The 21,334-nt window shown below is 74.3% G+C and carries 23 protein-coding genes, 2 pseudogenes and 1 riboswitch; of the genes and pseudogenes, 10 read left to right on the forward strand and 15 right to left on the reverse strand.

Annotated features, from left to right (window positions below; genetic code table 11):
* Positions 1-308: pseudogene (locus DKT69_RS07180) on the reverse strand (hypothetical protein); the annotation flags it as partial.
* A gap of 347 nt (positions 309-655) precedes the next feature.
* Between DKT69_RS07180 and DKT69_RS07185 the strand changes: the two are divergent.
* Complete coding sequence (locus DKT69_RS07185; protein WP_109800791.1) at positions 656-1,066, forward strand: ATP-binding protein; 411 nt, start codon at positions 656-658, stop codon at positions 1,064-1,066.
* A gap of 70 nt (positions 1,067-1,136) precedes the next feature.
* Here DKT69_RS07185 and DKT69_RS07190 read toward each other — a convergent pair whose 3' ends face one another.
* From DKT69_RS07190 to DKT69_RS07200, 3 genes are all read right to left on the reverse strand, one after another.
* Positions 1,137-2,114: an aldo/keto reductase gene (locus tag DKT69_RS07190; RefSeq protein WP_109800792.1), complete on the reverse strand. Its 978-nt coding sequence runs from the start codon at positions 2,112-2,114 to the stop codon at positions 1,137-1,139.
* Positions 2,115-2,127: 13 nt separating this feature from the next.
* A complete protein-coding gene (locus DKT69_RS07195; protein ID WP_109800793.1) occupies positions 2,128-2,973 on the reverse strand; it encodes an NAD-dependent epimerase/dehydratase family protein in 846 nt (281 codons plus the stop codon).
* 99 nt (positions 2,974-3,072) lie between these two features.
* A complete protein-coding gene (locus DKT69_RS07200; RefSeq protein WP_236647381.1) occupies positions 3,073-3,918 on the reverse strand; it encodes a DUF3152 domain-containing protein in 846 nt (281 codons plus the stop codon).
* A gap of 214 nt (positions 3,919-4,132) precedes the next feature.
* On the opposite strand from DKT69_RS07200, the gene DKT69_RS07205 reads away from it, so the two are divergent.
* The 3 genes from DKT69_RS07205 (at position 4,133) to DKT69_RS07215 (ending at position 7,071) form a co-directional block, all read left to right on the forward strand.
* Positions 4,133-5,350: a DUF2786 domain-containing protein gene (locus tag DKT69_RS07205; RefSeq protein WP_109800794.1), complete on the forward strand. Its 1,218-nt coding sequence runs from the start codon at positions 4,133-4,135 to the stop codon at positions 5,348-5,350.
* A 114-nt stretch (positions 5,351-5,464) separates the two neighbouring features.
* A complete protein-coding gene (locus tag DKT69_RS07210; protein ID WP_236647383.1) occupies positions 5,465-5,824 on the forward strand; it encodes a YciI family protein in 360 nt (119 codons plus the stop codon).
* Complete coding sequence (locus DKT69_RS07215) at positions 5,821-7,071, forward strand: RNA polymerase sigma factor (RefSeq protein WP_109800796.1); 1,251 nt, start codon at positions 5,821-5,823, stop codon at positions 7,069-7,071. Before DKT69_RS07210 ends, DKT69_RS07215 begins: the two co-directional genes overlap by 4 nt.
* A 104-nt stretch (positions 7,072-7,175) precedes the next feature.
* Here the strand turns inward: DKT69_RS07215 and DKT69_RS07220 are convergent, their stop codons facing one another.
* From DKT69_RS07220 to DKT69_RS07250, 7 genes are all read right to left on the reverse strand, one after another.
* On the reverse strand, positions 7,176-7,670 hold the full coding sequence (locus DKT69_RS07220) for a hypothetical protein (protein WP_109800797.1): 495 nt from the start codon (positions 7,668-7,670) through the stop codon (positions 7,176-7,178).
* 219 nt (positions 7,671-7,889) lie between these two features.
* Positions 7,890-8,063, reverse strand: a complete 174-nt coding sequence (locus tag DKT69_RS07225) for a CsbD family protein (protein ID WP_109800798.1) — start codon at positions 8,061-8,063, stop codon at positions 7,890-7,892.
* Positions 8,064-8,135: 72 nt separating this feature from the next.
* On the reverse strand, positions 8,136-9,548 hold the full coding sequence (tnpB, locus tag DKT69_RS07230; protein ID WP_109800799.1) for an IS607 family element RNA-guided endonuclease TnpB: 1,413 nt from the start codon (positions 9,546-9,548) through the stop codon (positions 8,136-8,138).
* The gene (locus DKT69_RS07235; protein ID WP_109800800.1) at positions 9,545-10,120 is read right to left on the reverse strand and encodes an IS607 family transposase; all 576 of its coding nucleotides are present in this window, start codon (positions 10,118-10,120) and stop codon (positions 9,545-9,547) included. Before DKT69_RS07235 ends, tnpB begins: the two co-directional genes overlap by 4 nt.
* Positions 10,121-10,211: 91 nt before the next feature.
* Positions 10,212-12,467, reverse strand: coding sequence for a heavy metal translocating P-type ATPase (locus DKT69_RS07240; protein WP_109800801.1), 2,256 nt, complete (start codon positions 12,465-12,467; stop codon positions 10,212-10,214).
* A gap of 14 nt (positions 12,468-12,481) precedes the next feature.
* The gene (locus DKT69_RS07245) at positions 12,482-13,447 is read right to left on the reverse strand and encodes a DUF8832 domain-containing protein (protein ID WP_109800802.1); all 966 of its coding nucleotides are present in this window, start codon (positions 13,445-13,447) and stop codon (positions 12,482-12,484) included.
* A gap of 35 nt (positions 13,448-13,482) precedes the next feature.
* Positions 13,483-13,692 (reverse strand): heavy-metal-associated domain-containing protein, encoded by a 210-nt coding sequence (locus tag DKT69_RS07250; RefSeq protein ID WP_109800803.1) that lies wholly within the window; start codon positions 13,690-13,692, stop codon positions 13,483-13,485.
* Positions 13,693-13,807: 115 nt separating this feature from the next.
* On the opposite strand from DKT69_RS07250, the gene DKT69_RS07255 reads away from it, so the two are divergent.
* The gene (locus tag DKT69_RS07255) at positions 13,808-14,107 is read left to right on the forward strand and encodes a metal-sensitive transcriptional regulator (protein WP_109800804.1); all 300 of its coding nucleotides are present in this window, start codon (positions 13,808-13,810) and stop codon (positions 14,105-14,107) included.
* A 44-nt stretch (positions 14,108-14,151) separates the two neighbouring features.
* Positions 14,152-14,226: an SHOCT domain-containing protein gene (locus DKT69_RS39580; RefSeq protein ID WP_236647384.1), complete on the forward strand. Its 75-nt coding sequence runs from the start codon at positions 14,152-14,154 to the stop codon at positions 14,224-14,226.
* A 91-nt stretch (positions 14,227-14,317) separates the two neighbouring features.
* On the opposite strand, the gene DKT69_RS07265 is transcribed toward DKT69_RS39580, so the two are convergent.
* Together DKT69_RS07265 and DKT69_RS07270 are read right to left on the reverse strand one after the other, a co-directional pair.
* Entirely contained in the window at positions 14,318-14,956 is a 639-nt protein-coding gene (locus DKT69_RS07265; RefSeq protein ID WP_109800805.1) for a DUF305 domain-containing protein, read from the reverse strand.
* A 79-nt stretch (positions 14,957-15,035) separates the two neighbouring features.
* On the reverse strand, positions 15,036-15,509 hold the full coding sequence (locus DKT69_RS07270; protein WP_146230998.1) for a DUF6153 family protein: 474 nt from the start codon (positions 15,507-15,509) through the stop codon (positions 15,036-15,038).
* 212 nt (positions 15,510-15,721) lie between these two features.
* Here DKT69_RS07270 and DKT69_RS07275 point away from each other — a divergent pair, with 212 nt between their 5' ends.
* Both DKT69_RS07275 and DKT69_RS07280 read left to right on the forward strand, forming a co-directional pair.
* A complete protein-coding gene (locus DKT69_RS07275) occupies positions 15,722-17,053 on the forward strand; it encodes a YibE/F family protein (protein WP_109800807.1) in 1,332 nt (443 codons plus the stop codon).
* Positions 17,054-17,207: 154 nt separating this feature from the next.
* Positions 17,208-17,338: riboswitch (cyclic di-AMP (ydaO/yuaA leader) on the forward strand.
* Positions 17,339-17,342: 4 nt separating this feature from the next.
* Positions 17,343-18,365, forward strand: a complete 1,023-nt coding sequence (locus tag DKT69_RS07280; RefSeq protein ID WP_109800808.1) for a coiled-coil domain-containing protein — start codon at positions 17,343-17,345, stop codon at positions 18,363-18,365.
* An 83-nt stretch (positions 18,366-18,448) separates the two neighbouring features.
* On the opposite strand, the gene DKT69_RS07285 is transcribed toward DKT69_RS07280, so the two are convergent.
* A complete protein-coding gene (locus tag DKT69_RS07285; protein ID WP_109800809.1) occupies positions 18,449-19,114 on the reverse strand; it encodes a carbonic anhydrase in 666 nt (221 codons plus the stop codon).
* 229 nt (positions 19,115-19,343) lie between these two features.
* Here DKT69_RS07285 and DKT69_RS07290 point away from each other — a divergent pair, with 229 nt between their 5' ends.
* Complete coding sequence (locus tag DKT69_RS07290) at positions 19,344-19,673, forward strand: helix-turn-helix transcriptional regulator (RefSeq protein WP_109800810.1); 330 nt, start codon at positions 19,344-19,346, stop codon at positions 19,671-19,673.
* 89 nt (positions 19,674-19,762) lie between these two features.
* The gene (gene mycP / locus DKT69_RS07295; protein WP_236647382.1) at positions 19,763-21,001 is read left to right on the forward strand and encodes a type VII secretion-associated serine protease mycosin; all 1,239 of its coding nucleotides are present in this window, start codon (positions 19,763-19,765) and stop codon (positions 20,999-21,001) included.
* A gap of 99 nt (positions 21,002-21,100) precedes the next feature.
* Here the strand turns inward: mycP and DKT69_RS38185 are convergent.
* Positions 21,101-21,334, reverse strand: a pseudogene (locus DKT69_RS38185) (hypothetical protein); the annotation flags it as partial.

The raw sequence follows: 21,334 nt of genomic DNA on the forward strand, positions 1-21,334 counted from the left end.
GGGGAAGGGGAAGGGGAACTGACGGGGGTGGGCGAAACCTCGTCGATCACGGGTTCGGTGGGATCGACAGGCGCGGACGTGTCGATCGCCATGGTGGGACCGGTGGTGGGGCCAGCGTCCTCATCACCGCCGAAGGCCAGCATGAGCGTGGCGACCACCAGCACGACGGCCGCTCCCCCCACCGCCAGCCACATCAGCCGGCTTGCGTCGTCCGGGGACCGGTGGCGACTGCCGGCCGGGCGGACCAACGGCAACACGCTCGTGGGCGGGGCCACGTCGGCGCCGCGCGAGTCATGGGGGGCGGACACGCCGGACATCATGCCACGAGCGGCCGACCAGAGCCTCTTCCTCCGGCAGACCAAGGCTCGACCTACGGTGGTCGGGTGCGTCAAGGCTTACTCCCCGCCATCCTGGCCGTCGTGCTCGCCGCCGCGACCGGCGGTTGCGGGGGCGGAGAGGCGTACGCCGCACTGCGGCACCCGTTCCGGGGGGCGACCCTGCTCGTGGACGCGGACAGCCCGGCGAAGCATTGGCGGAACGACCACGGTGCCGGGTGGCTGGACCCGATCGCGGACACCCCGCAGGCCCGTTGGCTGGCCGGTCCGGCAGACCTGACCGACCTGCGCCCGTACCTCGCGCCCAGGACCGGCGGGCCTTGCCGTCGCCGCCGCCCCGGGCCATCGAACTCGAGAAGTGGAACCTCGGCACCCCCGCGGAACTGCGCAAGCTGCGGGCGTCGCTGCGCGCGGCGTTGACCCGCTACGGCCTGGCCCAGGGGGAGGAACTCGACGAGGTGCCCGGCCTGGTCGTGCTGGTCGCCACCGAGCTGGCGAGCAACGCGCTGCGACACGGTATCCCGCCGACCATCGTCACGCTGCTGGCCACCGATGACTGCTTCATGCTCGACGTCGCCGACCACGACCTGACGACGGTGCCCGAGCTGGCCGACACCCATCCGCTCGACTCGGGCGGCCGCGGGCTGCTGCTGTCGCAGTCGGTCTCCCTGGCCGTCGGCTGGTACGCGACGGAGGACACCAAGAACATCTGGGCGTCCTTCCCCCGCTGACCCGCCGCGCTGTCGGCCCTTGCCGGGCCGAGGTACGGACTGCCACGACGGCAACGGTGGCAACCGCCGGCTAGAAGCCAGCCACCGGGTGCGGGACGTACGGCCCCTCCAGCGCCGCCACCTCCTCGTCGGTCAGCTCCAGCTCCAGCCCGGCCACCGCGTCGGTCAGATGGTGCGGCTTGGTCGCGCCGACGATCGGCGCGGTCACCGTCGGATTGCGCGCCACCCAGGCCAGCGCCACCTGCGCCCGGGGTACGCCCCGCGCCGCCGCCACCCGGGCGACCGCCTCGACCACCGCCCGGTCCGGCTCCTCGGTCCGCGCGTAGAGCCCCCGGCCGAACTCGTCGGTCTCCGCCCGCGCGGTCCGCTCCCCCCAGTCCCGGGTCAGCCGGCCCCGGGCCAGCGGGCTCCACGGGATCACCGCGATCCCCTGGTCCGCGCAGAGCGGCAGCATCTCCCGCTCCTCCTCGCGGTAGAGCAGGTTGTAGTGGTTCTGCATGGAGACGAACCGGGTCCAGCCGTGCCGTTCCGCGGCCCAGAGCGCCTTGGCGAACTGCCAGGCGTACATCGAGGAGGCGCCGAGGTAGCGGACCTTGCCGGCGCGGACCAGGTCGTGCAGCGCCTCCAGGGTCTCCTCGATGGACGTACCCGGGTCCAGCCGGTGAATCTGGTAGAGGTCCACGTAGTCGGTGCCGAGCCGGCGCAGGCTGGCGTCGATCTCGCTCATGATGTGCTTGCGGGACAACCCGCCCCGGTTCGGCCCCGGACCCATCCGGCCGTGCACCTTGGTCGCGATGACCACCTCGTCGCGGCGGGCGAAGTCCTTCAGCGCCCGGCCGACGATCTCCTCGCTGGTGCCGTCGGAGTAGACGTTGGCGGTGTCGAAGAAGTTGACCCCCAGCTCCACCGCCTGCCGGATGAACGGCCGGCTCTGGTCCTCCGGCAGCGACCACGGGTGGGCGCCACGCGCCGGGTCGCCGTAGCTCATGCAGCCCAGGCAGAGCCGGGACACCTCCAGACCGGTGGACCCGAATTTCACGTACCGCATGCGGTGGGCCTCCTCAGCGCCAGCCGTGCTTCGGCTCGTAGCCGAGCACCCGGCGGGCCTTGTCGATGGAGAGCAGCGTCTCGTTACCGGTCAGCTCCCGGCGCACCGGAACCCCGGGGAAGACCTCCGCGGCCAGCTCGGCGGTGGGGCGGCTCATCACGGTGTCGGCGTTGGCGATGATGAAGACGTCCATGCCGGTCGCGTCGTGCTCCAGCGCCCGGCGGACCGCCTGCGCCCCGTCCCGGGCGTCGATGTAGCCCCACAGGTTCCACGAGCGCAGCGACGGATCGGCGTCGTACCCGGGAAAGGCGGCGTAGTCGGCCGGCTCCATCACGTTGGAGAAGCGCAGCCCGATCGCCTTGAGCCGGGGCTCCCAGCGGCAGAACTGGGCGACCATCTGCTCCTCGAGATGCTTCGCCAGCGCGTACGACGTCTCCGGCCGGGCCGGGTACTCCTCGTCCACCGGCAGGTACGGCGGCGGGGTCCCGAACGGCAGGCCGAGCAGCGTCTCGCTGGACGCCCAGACCACGTTGGTGATGCCGACCGCCCGGGCGGCGGAGAAGACGTGGTAGCTGGCGGTGATGTTGTTGCGGAAGGTCACCGCGTTCCCGGCCACGCCCGGCCCCGGGATGGCGGCCAGGTGCACCACCGCGTCCACCCCCGAGTAGCGCTCGTCGATGCCGGTGAACGCCTCCAGCACCTGACCCTGGTCGGTCAGGTCGATCCGGGTGAACGGGCAGCGCGGCTCGGCAGGCGCGACCAGGTCCAGGTTCACCACGTCGTACGAGTGGGCGAGCAGCTCGTCCACGACCGCGCGGCCGAGCTTCCCGCTGCCTCCGGTGACCACGACCCGACTCATCCGCCGTCCCCTCTCCCGGGGCCCCACGCCCCTGCCCCGCGCCACGTGTCCGCGGTCCATCTCACCACCCGCCGGGCGTCATGTGCAGTGCGGGATGGGTCAGTCCTCCGCCGGGATCGGGTCGTCGTACTGGCCGGACGGACCGGTGTGCAGGGCGCCGTCCACCCGGGGCCAGGCGTTCGGCAGGCAGCCGTGCAGGCCGAGGGTCTGCTGCTCCATCACCGGCGCCGGCCCGCCGGCCCGGGGACACAGCTCGTGGCCCCGGCCCAGGCGGTGACCGACCTCGTGGTTGAGCAGGTACGGCCGATAGCTGCCCAGATCGTCGAACTGCGGCACGCCGCGGGCCCACCGGGCGACGTTGATCACCACCCGGTCCCCGTTGCGGCAGGAGGTGTAGTGGTCGGACGGGTCCGCACAGAGTTCCCCCCGGGTCACCGGGGTGGCCAGCAGCACGGTGAAGTCGTCCGGCTCGTCCGGGCCGACCCGCTGGAGCCGCCACTCGCCGCCGCCGGTCCAGCCCCGCGGATCGGCGAGGATCACCGCGACCTCCCGGCCGAAGCGCTCCACGTCCACCTCGTCGATGCCCTCCTCGACCGCGACCCGGTAGCGGAGCAGCGGGCCGCTGCGGCCCGCCACGGCGCCACGGGCGGTGGCGGTGCGGAAGTTCCCCGTGCCCCGGGCCGGGTAGCTGAGGGTCGGCTCGGGCGGCCCGGCGGCCCGGCCCGCCGCGGGCACGGCCGGTGCGGGCGTCGACGTCGCCGGGGCCGGGCCGGCGGACCGGACGCCAGCCCTGACCAGCAGGTCGGGGCCGCCGCGCCGCGCGGCGTACGCGCCACCGGCGGCCAGCCCGACCGCCACGACCAGCGCCAGCAGGGTGACCGGGCCGGCGCGGGACGCCCGGCGTCGGCGGTGCAGGCCGATGTCCCGCCTGGTACGCCCGCCCACATCGATCTCCGTCCGTCGCCGCCCCGGGTCCGCCGAGGAGTACGGACGACGGGGGCGGTCGGTTGACCCGTAGCGGGAGAATCCGCCGCGGAGGGTCGATGGTGAGGTCGCTCACGGGTCGCGGCGCCCGGCCCGCCGGTACCGTTCGGGCGGGTGTGCACCTCGCCACCCGAGGTCGGCCGCACCGGAACGACCGTGGAGAAGGGGTCAACCCGTGCCGGAAGCCGACAACCTGGTCGCCGACGCCCTCGTGGCGGCGCGCGGCACCGACGTACGCGCGGCCGAACGCGCCCTGGATCGGCTGGTGGTCGGCGACGCCCCGGCGGTGGACGCCGCCCTCCTGGCCCGCCTGCGCCGCGGCGTCGGCCGGCTCTGGCCGCGCGGCTGGCAGCCGGTCGACCTGGATCGGATCGCCGCCCGGCGGCTCGACCCGCGCACCGCCCGACTGGTCGGGGAGGCGGTCGCGGCCCAGCGCGCCGCCCTGCCCGGGCCCGTCCCGCAGTGGTTCGACGAGCAGGTGGCCGAGCTGGGCGCCGGCTGGGACACCGAGGTCGACTGGCTGAACCGGTGGGCGGCCCGGGCGGGCGTCGACCGGATCACCGCGCTGCGCGACGCCGTCGACGCCCTCAGCCTGGTCGAGGGGCTGCCCCCGATCGCGCTGCTCCGCCCACCGCCGGGTAAGGCGGCCGCGGCCCCACGGGTGTCCGCCCCGGTGTCCGGGTCGCGGATGCTGGACCGGGTACGCGCGCTGCTGGCCAAGGCCGAGTCGACCACCTTCCCGGCCGAGGCGGAGGCGCTGACCGGCAAGGCCCAGGAGCTGATGGCCCGGCACAGCATCGACGCCGCCCTGCTCGACGCGACCGCCGAACGGCCGGACCAGCCGGGTGGCGTGCGGCTGAGCACCGACGCCCCGTACGCGGCCGCGAAGGCGCTGCTGGTGCAGGAGGTGGCGGCGGCCAACCGGTGCGAGTCGGTCTGGTCCGACGACCTCGGCTTCGCCACCGTGCTCGGCTTCCCGGCGGACCTGGCGGCGGTCGAACTGCTGCACACCTCGCTGCTGGTGCAGGCCACCGCCGCGATGCTGCGCGGCCGAAACGAGCGGCGGGCGAAGAGCGGCAGCCGGCGCACCAAGGGCTACGACGAGTCGTTCCTCAACGCCTTCGCGCTGCGGATCGGCGAACGGCTCCGGGCGGCCACCGAGGCGGCGAACCGGGAGGTGGCCGAGGAACGCGGCGACGACCGGCTGCTGCCGGTGCTCGCCGCGCGCTCGGACGCCGTCCGGGAACGGCTCGACACGCTCTTCCCCGGGGTCACCAGGTACCGCCTCCAGGTGCGGGACCCGGAAGGCTGGTCCTCCGGCACCTCCGCCGCCGACCGGGCCTCGCTCGACGCCGGCGCGCCGCCTCGCCGGTCGGTCCACGGCCGCCGCTGACGAACTTCCCGGATTCTTCGGGTGAGGATGTCGGGTACGGCGCCTCGGCTCCGACCCCTCACCGAGAGGCGCCCACACCTGTGGCCCGTACCCGAGGAGTGCACCGTGAAGTACATGCTGCTGATCTGGAACCGTCCCGGCTTCGTCGAGGAGCTCGCCGAGCAGGAGCGGAACGCCATCTTCGGCGAGGTCGACGAGATCATGAAGGAGCTGACCGAGTCCGGTGAGCTGGTCGGCGGCCAGGCGCTCGCCGACCCGTCGCAAACCCGGACGGTCCGGTCCGTCGGCGGCCGCGCCGAGATCACCGACGGCCCGTTCATGGAGAGCAAGGAGCAGTTCGCCGGCTACCTGATGGTCGACTGCGACAGCCCGGAGCGCGCCGCCGAGATCGCCGCGAGCTGGCCGGACGTCCGGCGGGGCGTCGGGGTGCTGGAGGTGCGGCCGGTCATGGACGAGGCCGGGACGGAGATGTGACGGCTGCCGACCACACCGTCGAGGACCTGCTGCGCAGTCTGGCGCCGCAGGTCCTCGCCGTCCTCGTCCGGCGGCACGGCCAGTTCTACGCCTGCGAGGACGCCGTGCAGGAGGCCCTGCTCGCCGCCGCCGTGCAGTGGCCCGAGCAGGGCGTGCCCGAGCACCCCCGCTCCTGGCTGGTCACCGTGGCGAGCCGCCGGCTCACCGACGAGTGGCGCAGCGAGCGGGCCCGCCGGGACCGCGAGGTCGCGGTGGCGCTCCGCGAGCCCGGGTACGCGGCGGTCGCGCCGCCCGCCGACGAGGAGCCGCCGGCCGGGGACGACACGCTGAAGCTGCTCTTCCTCTGCTGCCATCCGGCGCTCACCGTCCCGGCGCAGGTGGCGTTGACGCTGCGCGCGGTCGGCGGCCTGAGCACCGCGCAGATCGCCCGGGCGTACCTGGTGCCGGAGGCGACCATGAGCCAGCGGATCCGCCGGGCCAAGCAGCGAATCGAGGCGACCGGAGCCCGTTTCGTCCTGCCCTCGGCCGCCGATCGCGACGCGCGGCTCGGCGCCGTGTTGCACGTGCTCTACCTGGTCTTCAACGAGGGGTACACCGCCTCCAGCGGGCCCGACCTGCACCGGGCGGAGCTGACCGGGGAGGCGATCCGGCTGACCCGGGAGCTGCGCCGGCTGCTCCCCGACGACGGCGAGGTCACCGGGCTGCTGGCGCTGATGCTGCTCACCGACGCGCACCGGGCCGCCCGGACCGGGCCGGGGGGCGAGCTGGTGCCGCTGGCCGAGCAGGATCGCAGCCGCTGGGACCGGGCCGCGATCGCGGAGGGGGTCGCCCTGGTGACCGAGGCGCTGACCTGGTCGCCGCCCGGGCCGTACCAGGTGCAGGCGGCGATCGCCGCGGTGCACGCCGAGGCGCCGTCCGCGGCGGAGACCGACTGGCGGCAGATCGTCGCGCTCTACCGGCTGCTCGCGCGGATCGCGCCGAACCCGATGGTCACCCTCAATCAGGCCGCCGCGGTGGCCATGGTGGACGGCCCGCGGGCCGGGCTCGCCCTGCTGGCGCCGCTGGACGCCGACGAGCGGACGGCCGGGCACCACCGGCTCGCCGCCGTCCGCGCCCACCTGCTGGAGCTGGCCGGCGAGGCGACGGCGGCGCGGGCGACGTACCTGGCCGCCGCCCGGGGCACCACCAGCCTGCCGGAGCGGCGTTATCTGGAGGTACGCGCCGCCCGGCTGGCCGCCGACCGATGAGGTACCGGATACCGCGCTGACCCAGCGGGGTCACGGCCGCGAGCGCGGACGGCACCGGCGTCAGGGCTCCGGCGGATGGCGGCCTGACCAGCTTGGACGGATGGTCAGGCGTGGCACTCGTCGGTGAGGCGCCGCGGGATGCCGACGAAGGTCGAGGTGAGCCACTTCACCGGCGCGGCCGACCTGGCGCCGGCGTCGATCCGGTCGGCCGTGTCGGTGATCAGCGCCTTGATCTCGGGGTCCTGCGCCCGGGCGGCCTGCCCGCGTACGTCGTCGGCCAGCTCGGTGAGGTTGGCCTTGAGCTGCGCGTTGACCTGCTCCGGGGTGAACTCCTGGCGGGTGGCCGCCGCGGAGTCGTCGGCGATCTCCCGGCTGCCGGCGATGATCAGCTTGTCGACGCTGGCGCACACCGCCGCGGTGTTCGCCGCCGTCACCGGGGACGGCGCGGCGGTGGTCCCGATGGCCGCGGCGGAGGCGCTGGGCGCGGGGGCCGTGGTGCCGGCCGGCGCCGCGGTCCCCTCCCCGGTGGACTGGCAGGCCCCGGTGAGCGCGGTCAGCGTCACCAGGGCGGCGGTACGGATCGCGGTGTTACCGGACATCGTTCTCCCCGCACGGTCGGTGGCCGTCCCACGGACGGTCCTCGGTCAACCAGGGCTCGCTGTCGTGCTGCCGCCCACGCCCCGAACAGATCGAGCGGCGACCGTCCATCCTGCCAACCCGGCGGCACCTCGGCAGGACGCGCCCCCGGCCGGGACGTTCGACCCGGGCGCGCAGCACGCCGGGCCGGCGGTGGCCGGCCCGGCGCGCGAAGGCGTACGTCAGCGCTTGAAGGCGTCCTTGATCTTCTCGCCGGCCTGCTTGAGGTTGGCGCTGGCCTGGTCGTTGCGGCCCTCGGCCTCGAGGCGCTCGTTGTCGGTGGCCCGGCCGACGCCTTCCTTGACCTTGCCCGCGGTGTTCTCGGACGCGTTGTCGATCTTGTCGTCGATACCCATGCGAACCTCCACTCGGCGGTTTCCGCTACGCCTCCGAGGTACCCCCACGTCCGGTTGCTCAACCGTTACCTTTCACTGAGCGTTAGATAGCTCATGATCGGCAGCCGTCCGTTGCCGGACGGCATTGGCCGCAGGCGGCCTTGACGCTTCGACGCCCACTGCCCGGCCCGCGGGTGCGGGGCTTACGGGTCTTACACAGGCTCCACGTCCTGTTTTAACGTCGCCCGGCAACTCCAGGTCGACGTGCCGCACGAGGGCGGCAAGGTTGCGGGCGGCGTTGACGTCCCGGTCCAGGGACAGGCCGCAGGCATCGCAGTGGAACGTGCGCTCGCACAGCGACAGCTTGGGTTTCACCGTCTGGCATCGCGAGCAGGTCTTCGAGCTGGGGTACCACCGGTCGGCGACGTGCAGGACGCTGCCGTACCAGCCGGTCTTGTACCGCAACTGCCGCCGCAGGGTGGCCGGGGCGGCGTCGGACAACGCCCGGGCCAGCCTGCGGTTGCGCTTCAAGCCGGCCACGTGCAGGTCCTCCATCACAATGGTGTCGTACTGCTGGGCCAGCCGGGTGGTGAGCTGGTGCCAGGCGTCGGCGCGGACCGCGGCGACGGTGGCGTGCAGCCGGGCGGCCTGCGTCTGGGCGCGTTTCCACCGGTTCGACGGGGTGCGCTTGCGGTGCGTGGCCGGGTCGTACGGCCCGATCCGGCGGCTGGCCCGGCGCTGGGCCTTGCCGAACCGCTTCAGGGCCGCGGTGAACGGGGCCGGGTTGTCGACCATCTCGCCGGTGGACAGCACCGCGAGGTGCTTGATCCCGACGTCGACCCCGATGACCCGGCCCAGCCGCCGGGCGTGCGCCGGGCGTTCGATGGTCCGCTTGACCGCGACCTGGAACGAGCAGAACCAGCGCCCGGCGGTCTCGGTGACGGTCGCGGACAGGATCTTCGCGGTGCCCGCCTCGACCCGGCGGGCCAGCTTGCGCGCCGACTCGTGAGTCCGGATCCGGCCCAGCCGGGGCAGCACCACGTGCCGCCGGTCGGCGTCCACCCGGATCGCCCCGGTGGTGAACCGCACGGACCGGGCCGCGGCCCTGCCTTTGAACCGGGGCCAGCCCATCTTGCGGCCCTTACGCTTGCCGCTGCGTGACGCCGCCCAGTTGGCCAGCGCCCGGGCGAGCGCGTCCAGGCCGGTGTTGAACGCCTCCTTGGAGCATTCCCGCCACCACGGCGCCACCGGATGCTTGAGGTGGTTCCAGGTGCGCCGCAGGTCCGGCAGCGACCAGCCCTGCCACGGCGTCAGGTCCGCCTCAGCGACCCCGTAGGACGCCTCCGCCAGGCGTTGGGCCTTGACCGCGCTGAGCCGGCCGAGCATGTGGTTGAAGGCGAACCGGGCCGCCCCGGCGTGCCGACGCAGGCTCTGCTCGTCGGCCGGGTCCAGGCAGAACTTGTACGCCTGCACGGTCCAGCCCGCGGGGGCCTCGTACCGCTTCACCCGGCATCACCCGAGGTGGCGGCAGCCACCGCTCGCTCGGCCCAATTCGCCGCCGCCCGGCGGCCATACAGCCGGACGCACAGCGAGGTCAGGATCTCGGTCACGTCGCGGACCAGGTCGTCGTCCACCCCGGCCGGGTCGACCACGAGCAGCCGACGGCCCTGGGCGGTCAACGCGGCCTCGACGTACTCGGCGCCGAACCGGGCGAACCGGTCCCGGTGCTCCACCACGATCGTGGTCACGGCCGGGTCGCGCAGCAGCGCGAGGAACTTCTCACCGCGGCCGTTGAGTACCGAGCCGACCTCGGTGACCACCCGCGCCACCGCAACGTTCCGCCCAGTGGCCCACGCGGTGACCCGGGCGACCTGCCGGTCCAGGTCAACGCGCTGGTCCGCCGACGACACCCCGGCAAATACCACCACGGTCTCGGCCGGGGCCGGGCCGGCAGGCGGCTCCACCAGGATCAGACCGCCGACCCGGCGAGCGGGCACAGGCAACTTGCCCTCCCGAAACCAGCGATACGCCGTTACCGGATGGACCCCTTCCCACCTCGCCCACTCCTTCAAATTCACCGCTGCACACCATCGCATACCGTCAACTCAACTATTGGAACCCCCTCCGTCACCAACGGGCGCTCGCCGACGGTGAGCCCGGGAGCCCACGTCAGCCGACCGGGCGGAAGCGACGCAGCCGCAGGCTGTTGGCCACCACGAAGACCGACGAGAAGGCCATCGCGGCCCCGGCGATCATCGGGTTGAGCAGGCCGGCGGCGGCGAGCGGCAGGGCGGCCACGTTGTAGGCGAAGGCCCAGAACAGGTTGCCCTTGATGATGCCGAGGGTCCGCCGGGAGAGCCGGATCGCGTCCACGGCGGCCGTCAGGTCACCGCGGACCAGGGTCAGGTCGGACGCCTCGATCGCCACGTCGGTGCCGGTCCCCATGGCCAGCCCCAGGTCGGCCTGGGCGAGCGCGGCGGCGTCGTTGACCCCGTCACCGACCATCGCCACCGTCCGCCCCTCGGCCTGGAGCCGCCGCACCACGTCCACCTTGTCGGCCGGCAGCACCTCGGCGATCACCTCGTCGACGCCCACCTCGGCGGCCACCGCCTTCGCGACCGTGGCGTTGTCGCCGGTCAGCAGCACCGGGGTGAGTCCGAGCCCGCGCAGCTGGGCGACCGCCGCCCGACTGGTCGGCTTGACCACGTCGGCCACCGCGAGGACCCCGCGGGCCCGACCGTCCCAGCCGGCCAGGACCGCCGTCCGTCCGGCGGCCTCCGCGTCGGTCACCGTCCGCACGACCTCCTCCCGTACGTGCATACCCCGCTCCCGCAGCAGCCGGAGCCGCCCGACCAGCACCTCGCGGCCGTCGACCGACCCGGTCACGCCGAGCCCCTCGACGTTGCCGAACCCGGTCACGGTGGGCAGCGCTCCCGCCTCGGCCGCGCCGGCGGCGACGGCCCGGGCGATCGGGTGCTCGCTGGCGGCCTCCAGCGCCCCGGCCAGCCGGAGCAGCTCGGCGGCGTCCTGACCGGCGGCGGGGAGCACGTCGACCAGGGTCATCTTCCCGGTGGTGACGGTGCCGGTCTTGTCCAGCACCACGGTGTCCACCTGCCGGGTGGACTCCAGCACCTCCGGGCCCTTGATCAGGATGCCGAGCTGGGCGCCCCGCCCGGTGCCGACCAGCAGCGCGGTCGGCGTGGCCAGGCCGAGGGCGCACGGGCAGGCGATGATCAGCACGGCCACCGCCGCGGTGAAGGCGGCCGTCGTCCCGGCGCCGGTGCCGAGCCACCAGCCCAGCGTGCCCACGGCCAGGGCGATCACGATGGGCACGAAGACCCCGGAGATCCGGTCGGCGAGCCGCTGCACGGCCGCCTTGCCGGTCTGCGCCGCCTCGACCAGCTTCGCCATCTGGGCGAGCTGGGTGTCCCCGCCGATCCGGGTGGCCCGGACGAGCAGCCGGCCGCCCGCGTTGACGGTCGCGCCGACCACGGTGTCACCCGGCCGCACCTCGACCGGCACCGACTCGCCGGTGAGCATGCTGGCGTCGACCGCGGAGGCGCCCTCCTCGACGACGCCGTCGGTGGCGACCTTCTCGCCGGGCCGGACCACGAACCGGTCCCCGACCGCGAGCTGGTCGACCGGGACGCGGACCTCCTGGCCGCCACGGAGCACCGCCACGTCCTTGGCGCCCAGCTCCAGCAGGGCGCGCAGGGCGGCGCCGGCGGTCCGCTTGGAGCGGGCCTCGAAGTAGCGGCCGGCGAGGATGAAGACGGTGACTCCGGCCGCCGCCTCCAGGTAGATGTTGCCGGCGCCGTCGGTGCGGGTGATGTCGAGGCGGAACGGGTGGGTCATCCCGGGCATGCCGGCGTCGCCGAGGAAGAGCGCCCAGAGCGACCAGCCGAACGCGGCCAGGGTGCCCAGCGACACCAGGGTGTCCATGGTCGCCGCGCCGTGCCGCAGGTTGATCCAGGCGGCCCGGTGGAACGGCAGTCCGCCGTACACCACGACCGGGGCGGCCAGGGTCAGCGACAGCCACTGCCAGTAGTCGAACTGCCAGGCCGGCACCATGGCCAGCAGGACCACCGGCACGGCCAGGGCAACCGACACCCACAGTCGGGTACGCAGCCCGCGCAGCTCGTCCACCGGCTCGGCGGCGGCCGCCGACCCGGCGGGCCGCGGCGGCGGCGGTACGACGGCGGTGTAGCCGGTCTTCTCCACGGTGGCGATCAGGTCGGCCGGGCTGACCTCGTCGGCGTACCGGACGGTGGCCTTCTCGGTGGCGTAGTTGACGGTGGCCTCGACGCCGTCCATCCGGTTGAGCTTCTTCTCGATCCGGGCGGCGCAGGACGCGCAGGTCATGCCGCCGATCGCGAGTTCGATCAGGTTCGGGGCGACCGGCAGGGACTTGGCGGTCGATGTCATCGCGGCACCTCCTGTCAATTGTGCCCGTGACCGGGGGCGCCGTGCCCGGCGTCCGCGGTTGGTGCGGTGGTGGCGGCCGGCGCGCTGGTCGCCGGTGCGCCGGGTTCGCCGGCCACGACGGTGAACTCGGCGGTGTGCACCGCGTCGCCGTGCCGGAAGTCCAGGTAGAGGCGGTAGCTGCCGGCCGAGGGGATCTCGGCCGCGAATCGGATCTCCGGCCCGGCCGGGGTGCGCCCGTCACCGGGGGCGCCGTCCGGGTGGACGTGCAGGTACGCCAGGTCGCCCTGCCGCAGCGCCACCAGGTGCCCGTACGCCCCGAGGTAGGGCTGCAGGTCGGTGACCGGCTTCCCGTCCCGGCTGACGGTCAGGGTCAGCTCGGCGGTGCGGCCGGGCTGCGGGGCGCCGGCGAGGGTGACCGTGTAGCCGTCGACGGTGGTGCTGGTGGCGGGGGCCGGCAGCGGCCGGGGCTCCAGCGCGCCGGGGACGGTGACGTCGACGCCGAGGGTCAGCGCCTGCCCGCCGGTCGGCGTGAAGTCGGCGAACGCCCGCCAGACCCCGGGGCCGGCGAGCGGCGAGGCGACCCGCCAGGTGCCGTCGGCGGCCAACTCCGGGTGGACGTGCCGGAAGCCGGAGAGGTCGCGGCGGGCCACGATCAGGTGCATCCGCTTGTCGTGCGCCACGTCGTAGCGGGTGACCGGCGCGCCGTCCGGGCCGGTGATCCGGAAGGCGAACACGCCGGCCGGTGCGGTCACCGGCCGCATGGTGTAGCCGCGGTCGGAGACGAGCAGTCCGCCGGGCAGGTGGCTGGTGGTGGCGGTGCCGGTCGCGTGGTCACCGTCGGTGTGACCGGCGTCGGTGGCGTCGTGGCGGGTGGCGGCGGCGGGGGCGCCGGGGGCGGCCAGCTGGCCGACCCCGTACGTCGCGCCGAACACCGCCGCGAGGCCGAGGGCGAAGCCGCTCAGTTTCGTCGCCGTGTTCATCGTGATACCTCGGTTCCTTCGGGTCCGCGGACCCGTCACGCCCCGACGAGGTCGTAGCCGGCCTCGTCCACGGCGGCGCGGACGGTGTCCGGGTCCAACGGGCTCTCGCTGGTGACGGTGACCTGGCCGGAGGCCAGGTCGACCTGGACGTCGCTGACGCCCGGGATCGCGCCGACCTCGGCGCTGACCGAGCTGACGCAGTGCCCGCAGGTCATGCCCTGGACCTGGTAGGTGGTGGTGACCATCGCAACTCCCCTTCCGCCGTTCCCATGCTATCTCACGTTACCGGTACCCCCTTGGGGTATCCGGACCTGATCAGGACCGTACCATACCCCCGAGGGGTACGCTATCCTGGACGTCATGACCGCACCGACGACCCCGACCCGGGGCTACACCGCCAGCAAGGACCAACTGCTCGCGCGGCTCCGCCGCATCGAGGGCCAGGTCCGCGGCATCGAGAAGATGGTCGACGACGACCGGTACTGCATCGACGTGCTCACCCAGATCTCCGCCATCCAGGCCGCCCTCGACAAGGTGGCGCTCGGCCTGCTCGACGGACACGCCCGACACTGCATGCACGAGGGCGCCGCCGAGGGACGGGCCGACGAGATGGCCGGCGAGATGATGGCCGCCGTCGGCCGGCTGATGAAGCGCGGCTGATCGGCGGTCAACTGGGCGGGACCGCGCCCTCCCCGGCCCGGCGCATCCTCGACGAGCGGTACGCCCGCGGCGAGATCGACGAGGAGGAGTACCGCCGTCGTCGCGCCGGCCTGACGTGAACCGCCCGGCCCACCCCTGACGAGCGCGCTCCGGCCGGCCACGCCGGGCGCCCGGGCCGCAGGGGCGGACCGGACACCCGGCAGGTGGGACTCAGAGCCGGTCGAGGATCTTGTTCATGAGGTCGATCTCGCCCCGCTGGGCGGTGACGATCCGCTCAGCGAGCGCCCGGGCGTCCGGCTTGGCGCCGCTCGCGATCTCCTCCTGCGCCATGGTGATGGCGCCCTCGTGGTGGGCGATCATCATGGTCAGGAACTGCCGGTCGAAGTCGACCCCGGACGCCGCCTCGAGCTTCGCCAGGTCGGCGTCGGACATCATGCCGGGCATGCCGTGAGTCATCCCCGGCGTGCCGTGACCCGCGCTCGCCGACGGCGCCGGCGCGCCCCAGGCAGTGAGCCAGCCGTTCATGGTGGCGATCTCCGGCGCCTGGGCAGCCTTGATCTGCCCCGCCAGCTTCTTCACCTCCGGGTCGGCGGCCCGGCTGTCGGCCAGCTCGGCCATCTCCACGGCCTGCTGGTGATGCGGGATCATCATCCGGGCGAACATCACGTCGGCCTCGGCGAACGATGCCGAGGCGCCCACGGTGGGCGTGCCGGCGCCGCCCATGCCCGGCATGTTGTGGCCGGAGCCGGACGTCGAGTGGTCGGCGTCGCCGCAGGCCGCCAGGGCGAGCGCGGCGAGAGCGGTCGCGCCGGCCAGGGCGGCACGACGCGCGATGGTACGAGTGAACACAGGAAAGACCTTTCGGTGTCGGAACGTACGCAGCGGACACGGGACGCGGGTCACCGGACGGCCACCCGCGTCGGGCGTCCTATCTGCGCAGCACCGACGCCGTCACCAGACGCAGTGCGAAGGGCCGGGGCGGCGGGGCCCGCGGTCCGCAGGCGGGTCGCGGCGATCCGCGGGCGGCCCGTCCGACGGGCCGCGAACCGGCCCGCAGCAGCACGGCGACCAGCAGCGCCACGGCGAACGCGCCGAGCACCGCCAGGCAGACGCTCCACCCCGACCGGTCGTCCTTGGGACCGGTCAGCGGGAGCGCGCGGGCGTGGCAGCCGTCACCCGGGCAGTCGGCCACCGCCGCGGCGACGGTCGCGACCGCCTCGGCGAGGACCGCCGAAAGATCGAGGTGGTGCCCGGCGCGCTGCGTCTCGTGACCCGCCCGGTGCCCACCGGAGGCGTGCGCGCCGTGGCCGAGGGTGTGCATGGCGGCGAGCCCGACCAGCGTGCTGAGCAGCAGCAGGAGCCGGACCCACCGTCCGGGCGTCACCACCGCCTCCGTACGCACGGAGACCACGCTAACCTGCCGGGTCGTACCGGTCGGGAGGAATGGCCCGCTCCGCGCCGCGGAGCGCCGCCCGGCGGGACCGCCGGTCGGCCTGACTAGCATTCCCTGCGACGGCCCCGGCGACCGCCGCACCGGCGGACGCCTGTCCCGGCCCGGTGAACCGACCGGCCCGGTGACACGTACCTCGCCTGAGAACCGTTGGGAGACTCACCATGGGCGCCGACCACACCGGTCCAGCTCCGGCCGCCCCGCCGGGCGTACGACGGATCCTCGTCGCCACGGTGGTCCCGCTGTTCGTCCTCAGCGTGCTCGCCGCCCTGGTGCTCTGGCCCCGGGACACCCCGGCCCCGGAGCGCGCGGCCGACGTGCCGCGCTACCACGGCACGGTGACCCGGGTGGTCACCGAGCCGTGCCCGCCGGCGGCGGAGGTGCCGGAGGGCACCCCGGGTGGCTCCGCCGGGCCCTGCGGCACCGTCCGCGTGGCGGTCGAGCAGGGCCCGGACGCCGGCCGCCAGGTGGAGACCCCGATTCCCGTCGGCCCCGGCGCGCCCACCGTCGAGGTCGGCGACCGGATCGTCCTGGTGGAACTGGTGGACCCGGCCGACCCCGCGACGAAGAGCTACAACATCGCCGAGCACCAGCGGGGCAAGCCGCTGGTGTGGCTGGCGGCACTGTTCGCCGTCGCCATCGTCGCGTTCGGCCGCTGGCGGGGGCTGGCCGCGCTCGGCGGCCTGGTCGCGAGCTTCGCCATCCTGCTCGGCTTCGTGCTGCCGGGGATCGGCGCCGGCCAGCCACCGCTGCTGGTGGCGATCGTCGGCTCGGCGCTGATCATGTTCGTGGTGCTGTACCTGACCCACGGGATCACCGCGCAGACCTCGGTGGCGGTTCTCGGCACCCTCGGCAGCCTGGTGCTGACCGGTGTCCTCGGCACGCTCGCCACCGCCGCCACCCACCTGACCGGATTCGGCAGCGAGGACGCCACCACGCTGTCGATGTTCCAGCGGGACGTCGACCTGCACGGGCTGCTGCTGGCCGGCATCGTCATCGGCTCGCTGGGCGTGCTGGACGACGTGACGGTCACCCAGGCGGCCACCGTCACCGAGCTGGCGCACGCCAATCCGGGGCTGTCCCGGTTGCAGCTCTACCGCGCGGCCACCCGCGTCGGCCGCGCCCACATCGCCTCCACGGTCAACACCATCGTGCTGGCGTACGCGGGCGCCTCGCTGCCGCTCCTGCTCCTGCTCGTCGCCGACTCGCGGCCGGTGAGCGAGATCCTCACCAGCGAGTTCATGGCGCAGGAGATCGTTCGCAGCGCGGTGGCCACGATCGGCCTGATCGCCGCCGTACCCCTCACCACCGGCCTGGCGGCCGTGGTGACCACCGCCGGTCGGGGCGGCGCGGGGCAGCCCGCCGCGCCGGCGTCCCGTCCCCCCGCGGAGCCGGACGCCGCGCTGGCGGCGCTCAGCGCACCACGCAGCGGCGCGACCGGGGACGCCCACGGCGGCCGGACCGGACCGGGGAGGAGCACGGACACCGCATGGTGAAACTGCGCAGCGTGACCGCCCGCGCCAAACGCGATGCTGGTCACGGAGCTGGCCGTCGAATTACCGCTTTTAGTCGGCTTCCGGACGTAGATCCTCGGGAGGACTCTCGGGTAACCTCGCTGCCGGTCACCGCCGAAGGCGCGCAGCGGCGCCTGCGGTACCGCCGCCCAATCGCCGTACGGCGAACCGGGGAACCAGGTACATGGGGTGAATCCGCGCCAGCGGTAGGGGCCACTTCCGCCCCGAACCCGTCAGCTAACCCGGTCGGCGGTCGACGGAAGGGAACACTGTGACGGCACCCCTGCGCCGCTGGCTGACCCCCGTGGTGGCCGTGCTCACCGCGTTCACCATCGTCGCCGGCCCCGCGCCGGCGATCGCGGCGCCGACGACGCCCCCCACCCCCTCGGGGCACGAGGAGGACGCCGAGCCGAAGCTCATCACCGACGCCATCGAGGCCGCCAACCGCAACTACGTGCAGGCGAAGACCAAGCTGGCGAAGTCGAGGCAGCGCCAGCTCCAGCTCGCCTTGGAGGTACGCGCGGCGCAGCACCAGCTGGACGCCCTGCGCCCGCAGGTGTCCCAGATCGCGGCACAGTCGTACCGGACCGGCCGGATCGGCGCGGTGGCCATGCTGCTGGAGAGCAACGCCCCGGACTCGTTCGTCCGGCGGGCCGCCGCCCTGGACGAGCTGAACATGGTCAACGCGCAGAAGCTGGCCGAGGTCAACGCGGCGAAGAACCGCGCCGAACAGGCCAAGCTGGCGCTCGACGCCGAGGTGCGCGCCCAGCAGACGCTGACGAACGCGATGGCCCGGGAGAAAGTCGAGACGGAGAAGGCGCTCGCCCTGGTCGGCGGGAAGGGCTTCACCGGCGGCCTGGTCTCGGCCACCTCGCCGGTCGCCCGGATCGGCCCCGGCCGCACCGCCGACGGGGACTGGAAGCCGGAGTCGTGCAGCGAGAACGACCCCACCACCTCCGGCTGCATCACGCCGCGCACGCTGCACGCGTACAAGGAGGTGAGGCGGGCCGGCTTCAACCGCTTCGCCGGCTGCTACCGGTCCGGCGGGCCGTGGGAGCACCCGAAGGGCCGGGCCTGCGACTGGTCGCTGCAGAACAGCGGGTTCGCCCCCTGGCACAACAACGACACCCGGATGTACGGCAACAACGTCGCCGCATTCCTGATCCGCAACGCGGACCGGCTCGGCATCTACTACGTGATCTGGAACCGGCAGATCTGGTTCCCGGCGACCGGTTGGAAGTCCTACAGCGGGCCGTCCAACCACACCGACCACGTGCACATGTCGCTGCTCTGACCGACGACGTACCACGGCCGAGGGGCCGTCCCGCCGAACCGCGCGGGACGGCCCCTCGGTCGTCGTGTGCCGGTGGCGCGGCGTCAGCCGACGGCGGTGGGCGTGGGGTGCTCGACCTGGGCGGGCGGCCTGGTCGGCGCACCCGCCGGAACGGTGGCCACCGTCCGCACCTCGCCCGCGCCGAGCTGGTACGACATGCCGACCACCGCGCACCGCCCGGCGGCCACCGCACCGGCCAGGACGGGGGAGCTGGCCAGCAGCGCCTCGACGGTCTGCGCGATGTGGATGTCGACGATGCCGTCGATGTCCTCGACGCCCTCCGCCGCCGCCCGGCGCAGGCTGGGCACCACGGCATCGACCACCGCGCCGAGGTGCCCGGCGGGGGTCCTGCCGGTGGTGACCGCCTCCTTGGCGGCCTGCACCGCGCCGCAGGAGTCGTGCCCGAGCACCAGCACCAGCGGGGTGCCGAGCACCGTCAGGGCGTACTCGACGCTGCCGAGCACCTCGGGACCCGTCGTGTGGCCGGCGGTCCGGACCACGAAGAGGTCGCCCAGGCCGCGGTCGAAGATGATCTCGGCGGCGAGGCGGGAGTCGGAGCAGCCGACGATCACCGCGAAGGGGTGCTGGCCGTCGGCGACCGCCGCCCGGTGGCCGGCATCCTGGTTGGGGTGGCGCGGAACGCCCGTGACGAACCGCCGGTTCCCGGCGTGCAACTCGGCGAGTGCCTGCTCCGGAGTGGTCGGGGTCAATTCCCTCACCTCGTCCTCGCGCGAAACGACCTGGTCAGCCGGGCCGGCGGCGCAGGCGGCCTCGGCCCCAACCGTCACACGCAGCCGAAGGCACGTCAAGATTTACGTGATACGGATTTCATACGTTGACTGGGACTTGACCGCGGGACGAGTGCGGCCACCACGGCCGGGACCGCCCCGCCTCGCCGGGGCGAGGGCAGGGCCGGAAACGCGAACGAAGGGCCATACGATGACGCACATGGCGACGACAGCAGGCCAGAACGGGAGCAGCCGGAACTGGACATTCCTCACCAACCACGGGCACGTGCTGCTGGCCATCGCGCGAAACCCCACCGCCCGGCTGCGCGACGTCGCCGACGAGGTGGGGGTGACCGAACGGGCCGCCCAGGCCATCGTCGCCGACCTGGAGGCGGGCGGCTACCTGCGCCGCACCCGGGTGGGCCGGCGCAACGAGTACACGATCAACCCGAGCGGCCACTTCCGCCACCCCGCCGAGGCCGACCAGCAGGTCGGCGCCCTGCTCGCCCTCTTCACCGCCGAACCCGCCACCGGCTCCTGAGCCGGCCGCGCGGCGACACGGCGGCGGGCCGCGGTCGGGCGGGCCCGCCCGTCACCGCGCGACGGGCACGACGACGGTAATCTCACCGCGTGCGCGACAGCTTGCGGCCGGACGGAACGACTTTGCGCGCCCGTACCGGACACCGGTCTCGGGCGGTCCTCTGTGGAGCGGCGGCGGTGCTGCTCGGCACCCTGCTGGTGGCCCCGCCACCGGCGTCGGCGGCGACGCCGAAGTGCGGCCGGCCCGGCGGCCCCGGCCCGACCGAGGCCCCGTGGGCGCTGCGCCGGCTCGACCCCTCGTCGGCGTGGCGGATCACCCGGGGCGAGGGCGTGACCGTGGCCGTGGTGGACTCCGGCGTCTCACCCACCCACCCCCTGCTCAAGGGCCGGGTGCTCGGGGGTGACGACTTCAACGGCCTGGCCCGGCTCCGGGGGCAGTGCGACCTGGCCGGCCACGGCACCATCGTGGCGGGCATCATCGCGGGCCAGGAAGGCACCGGCACGCCGTACAGCGGCATCGCGCCCGAGGCGCGGATCCTGCCGGTACGGGTGCTGGCCTCCACCGAGCGCACCACCGACGAGGCGCTCCCCGGCGAGATCGCCAAGGCGATCCGGTGGGCGGTCGACCAGGGCGCCGACGTGGTCAACCTCTCCCTCGTGACGCTGGACCGGCCGGAGTTGAAGGACGCGATCGCCTACGCGCTCGGCAAGCGGGTCGTCGTGGTGGCCGCCGCCGGCAACCGGCAGGAGAACCAGCAGGACCAGCCGGCGTACCCGGCCGCGTACCCCGGGGTGATCGCCGTGGCGGGAGTCGACGCGCAGGGCGGCCACGTCGGCACCTCGGTCGCGGGCGACTACGTCGACATCGCCGCACCCGGGCTGGACATCGTCGGCCCGGCGCCACAGGGGGCGGGCTACCTCGCCGAGCCGCAGGGCGGCACCAGCTTCGCCGCCGCGTACGTCTCCGGGGTGGCCGCGCTGGTCCGCGCCGCCCACCCGGAGCTCACCCCCACCGACGTCGCCTTCCGGCTCACTCGGACGGCCGACAACCCGCCCGACGGGCACAACGCCGAGGTCGGGTACGGGGTGGTGAACCCGTACCGGGCGGTGACCAGCCTGCACGGCACCCGGACGGACCCGCCGCCCGGCGCGATGGCGGAACCCGTCCCGCCGGCCGACCCGCTGGCCTGGCAGCGGACCGTGGCGATCTGGACGGCCGCGGTCGGCGCGCTGCTGGCGGGCGTCCTGCTGGCGGTCCGGCCCGTCCTGACCCTCGGCCGCCGGCGGGGCTGGCGCCCCGGACGCCGCTCGACGCCGCTCGACGCCTGACCGTCCACACCTGGCGGTCGACACCGGACGGCCGACACTGGACGGAACCGCCCGCGACCGGCGCCTGGCCACGTCTCCGTGGCCGGCACCGGTCGGCGATCAGCGCAGGATCCCCGGCGTGCCGCCGGTGTCGGCACCCCAGATGTCCTCGTCCTCCTCCAGCCAGGTGTTGCGGGCGGTGTCCTCCTCGCCGTACCCGGCGCCGCCACCGTGGCCCATGCCGGCCACGCCGCCCCGGGCGCCGGCGCCCCGCGCACCACCGGCCGCACCGGCCGCGCCGCCCCGACCCGCGCTGCGACCGCCGGCCCCGGCCATGCCGCCGCCCACACCGGG

The sequence above is a fragment of the Micromonospora sicca genome, assembly GCF_003172935.1.
GTDB lineage: Bacteria > Actinomycetota > Actinomycetes > Mycobacteriales > Micromonosporaceae > Micromonospora > Micromonospora sicca.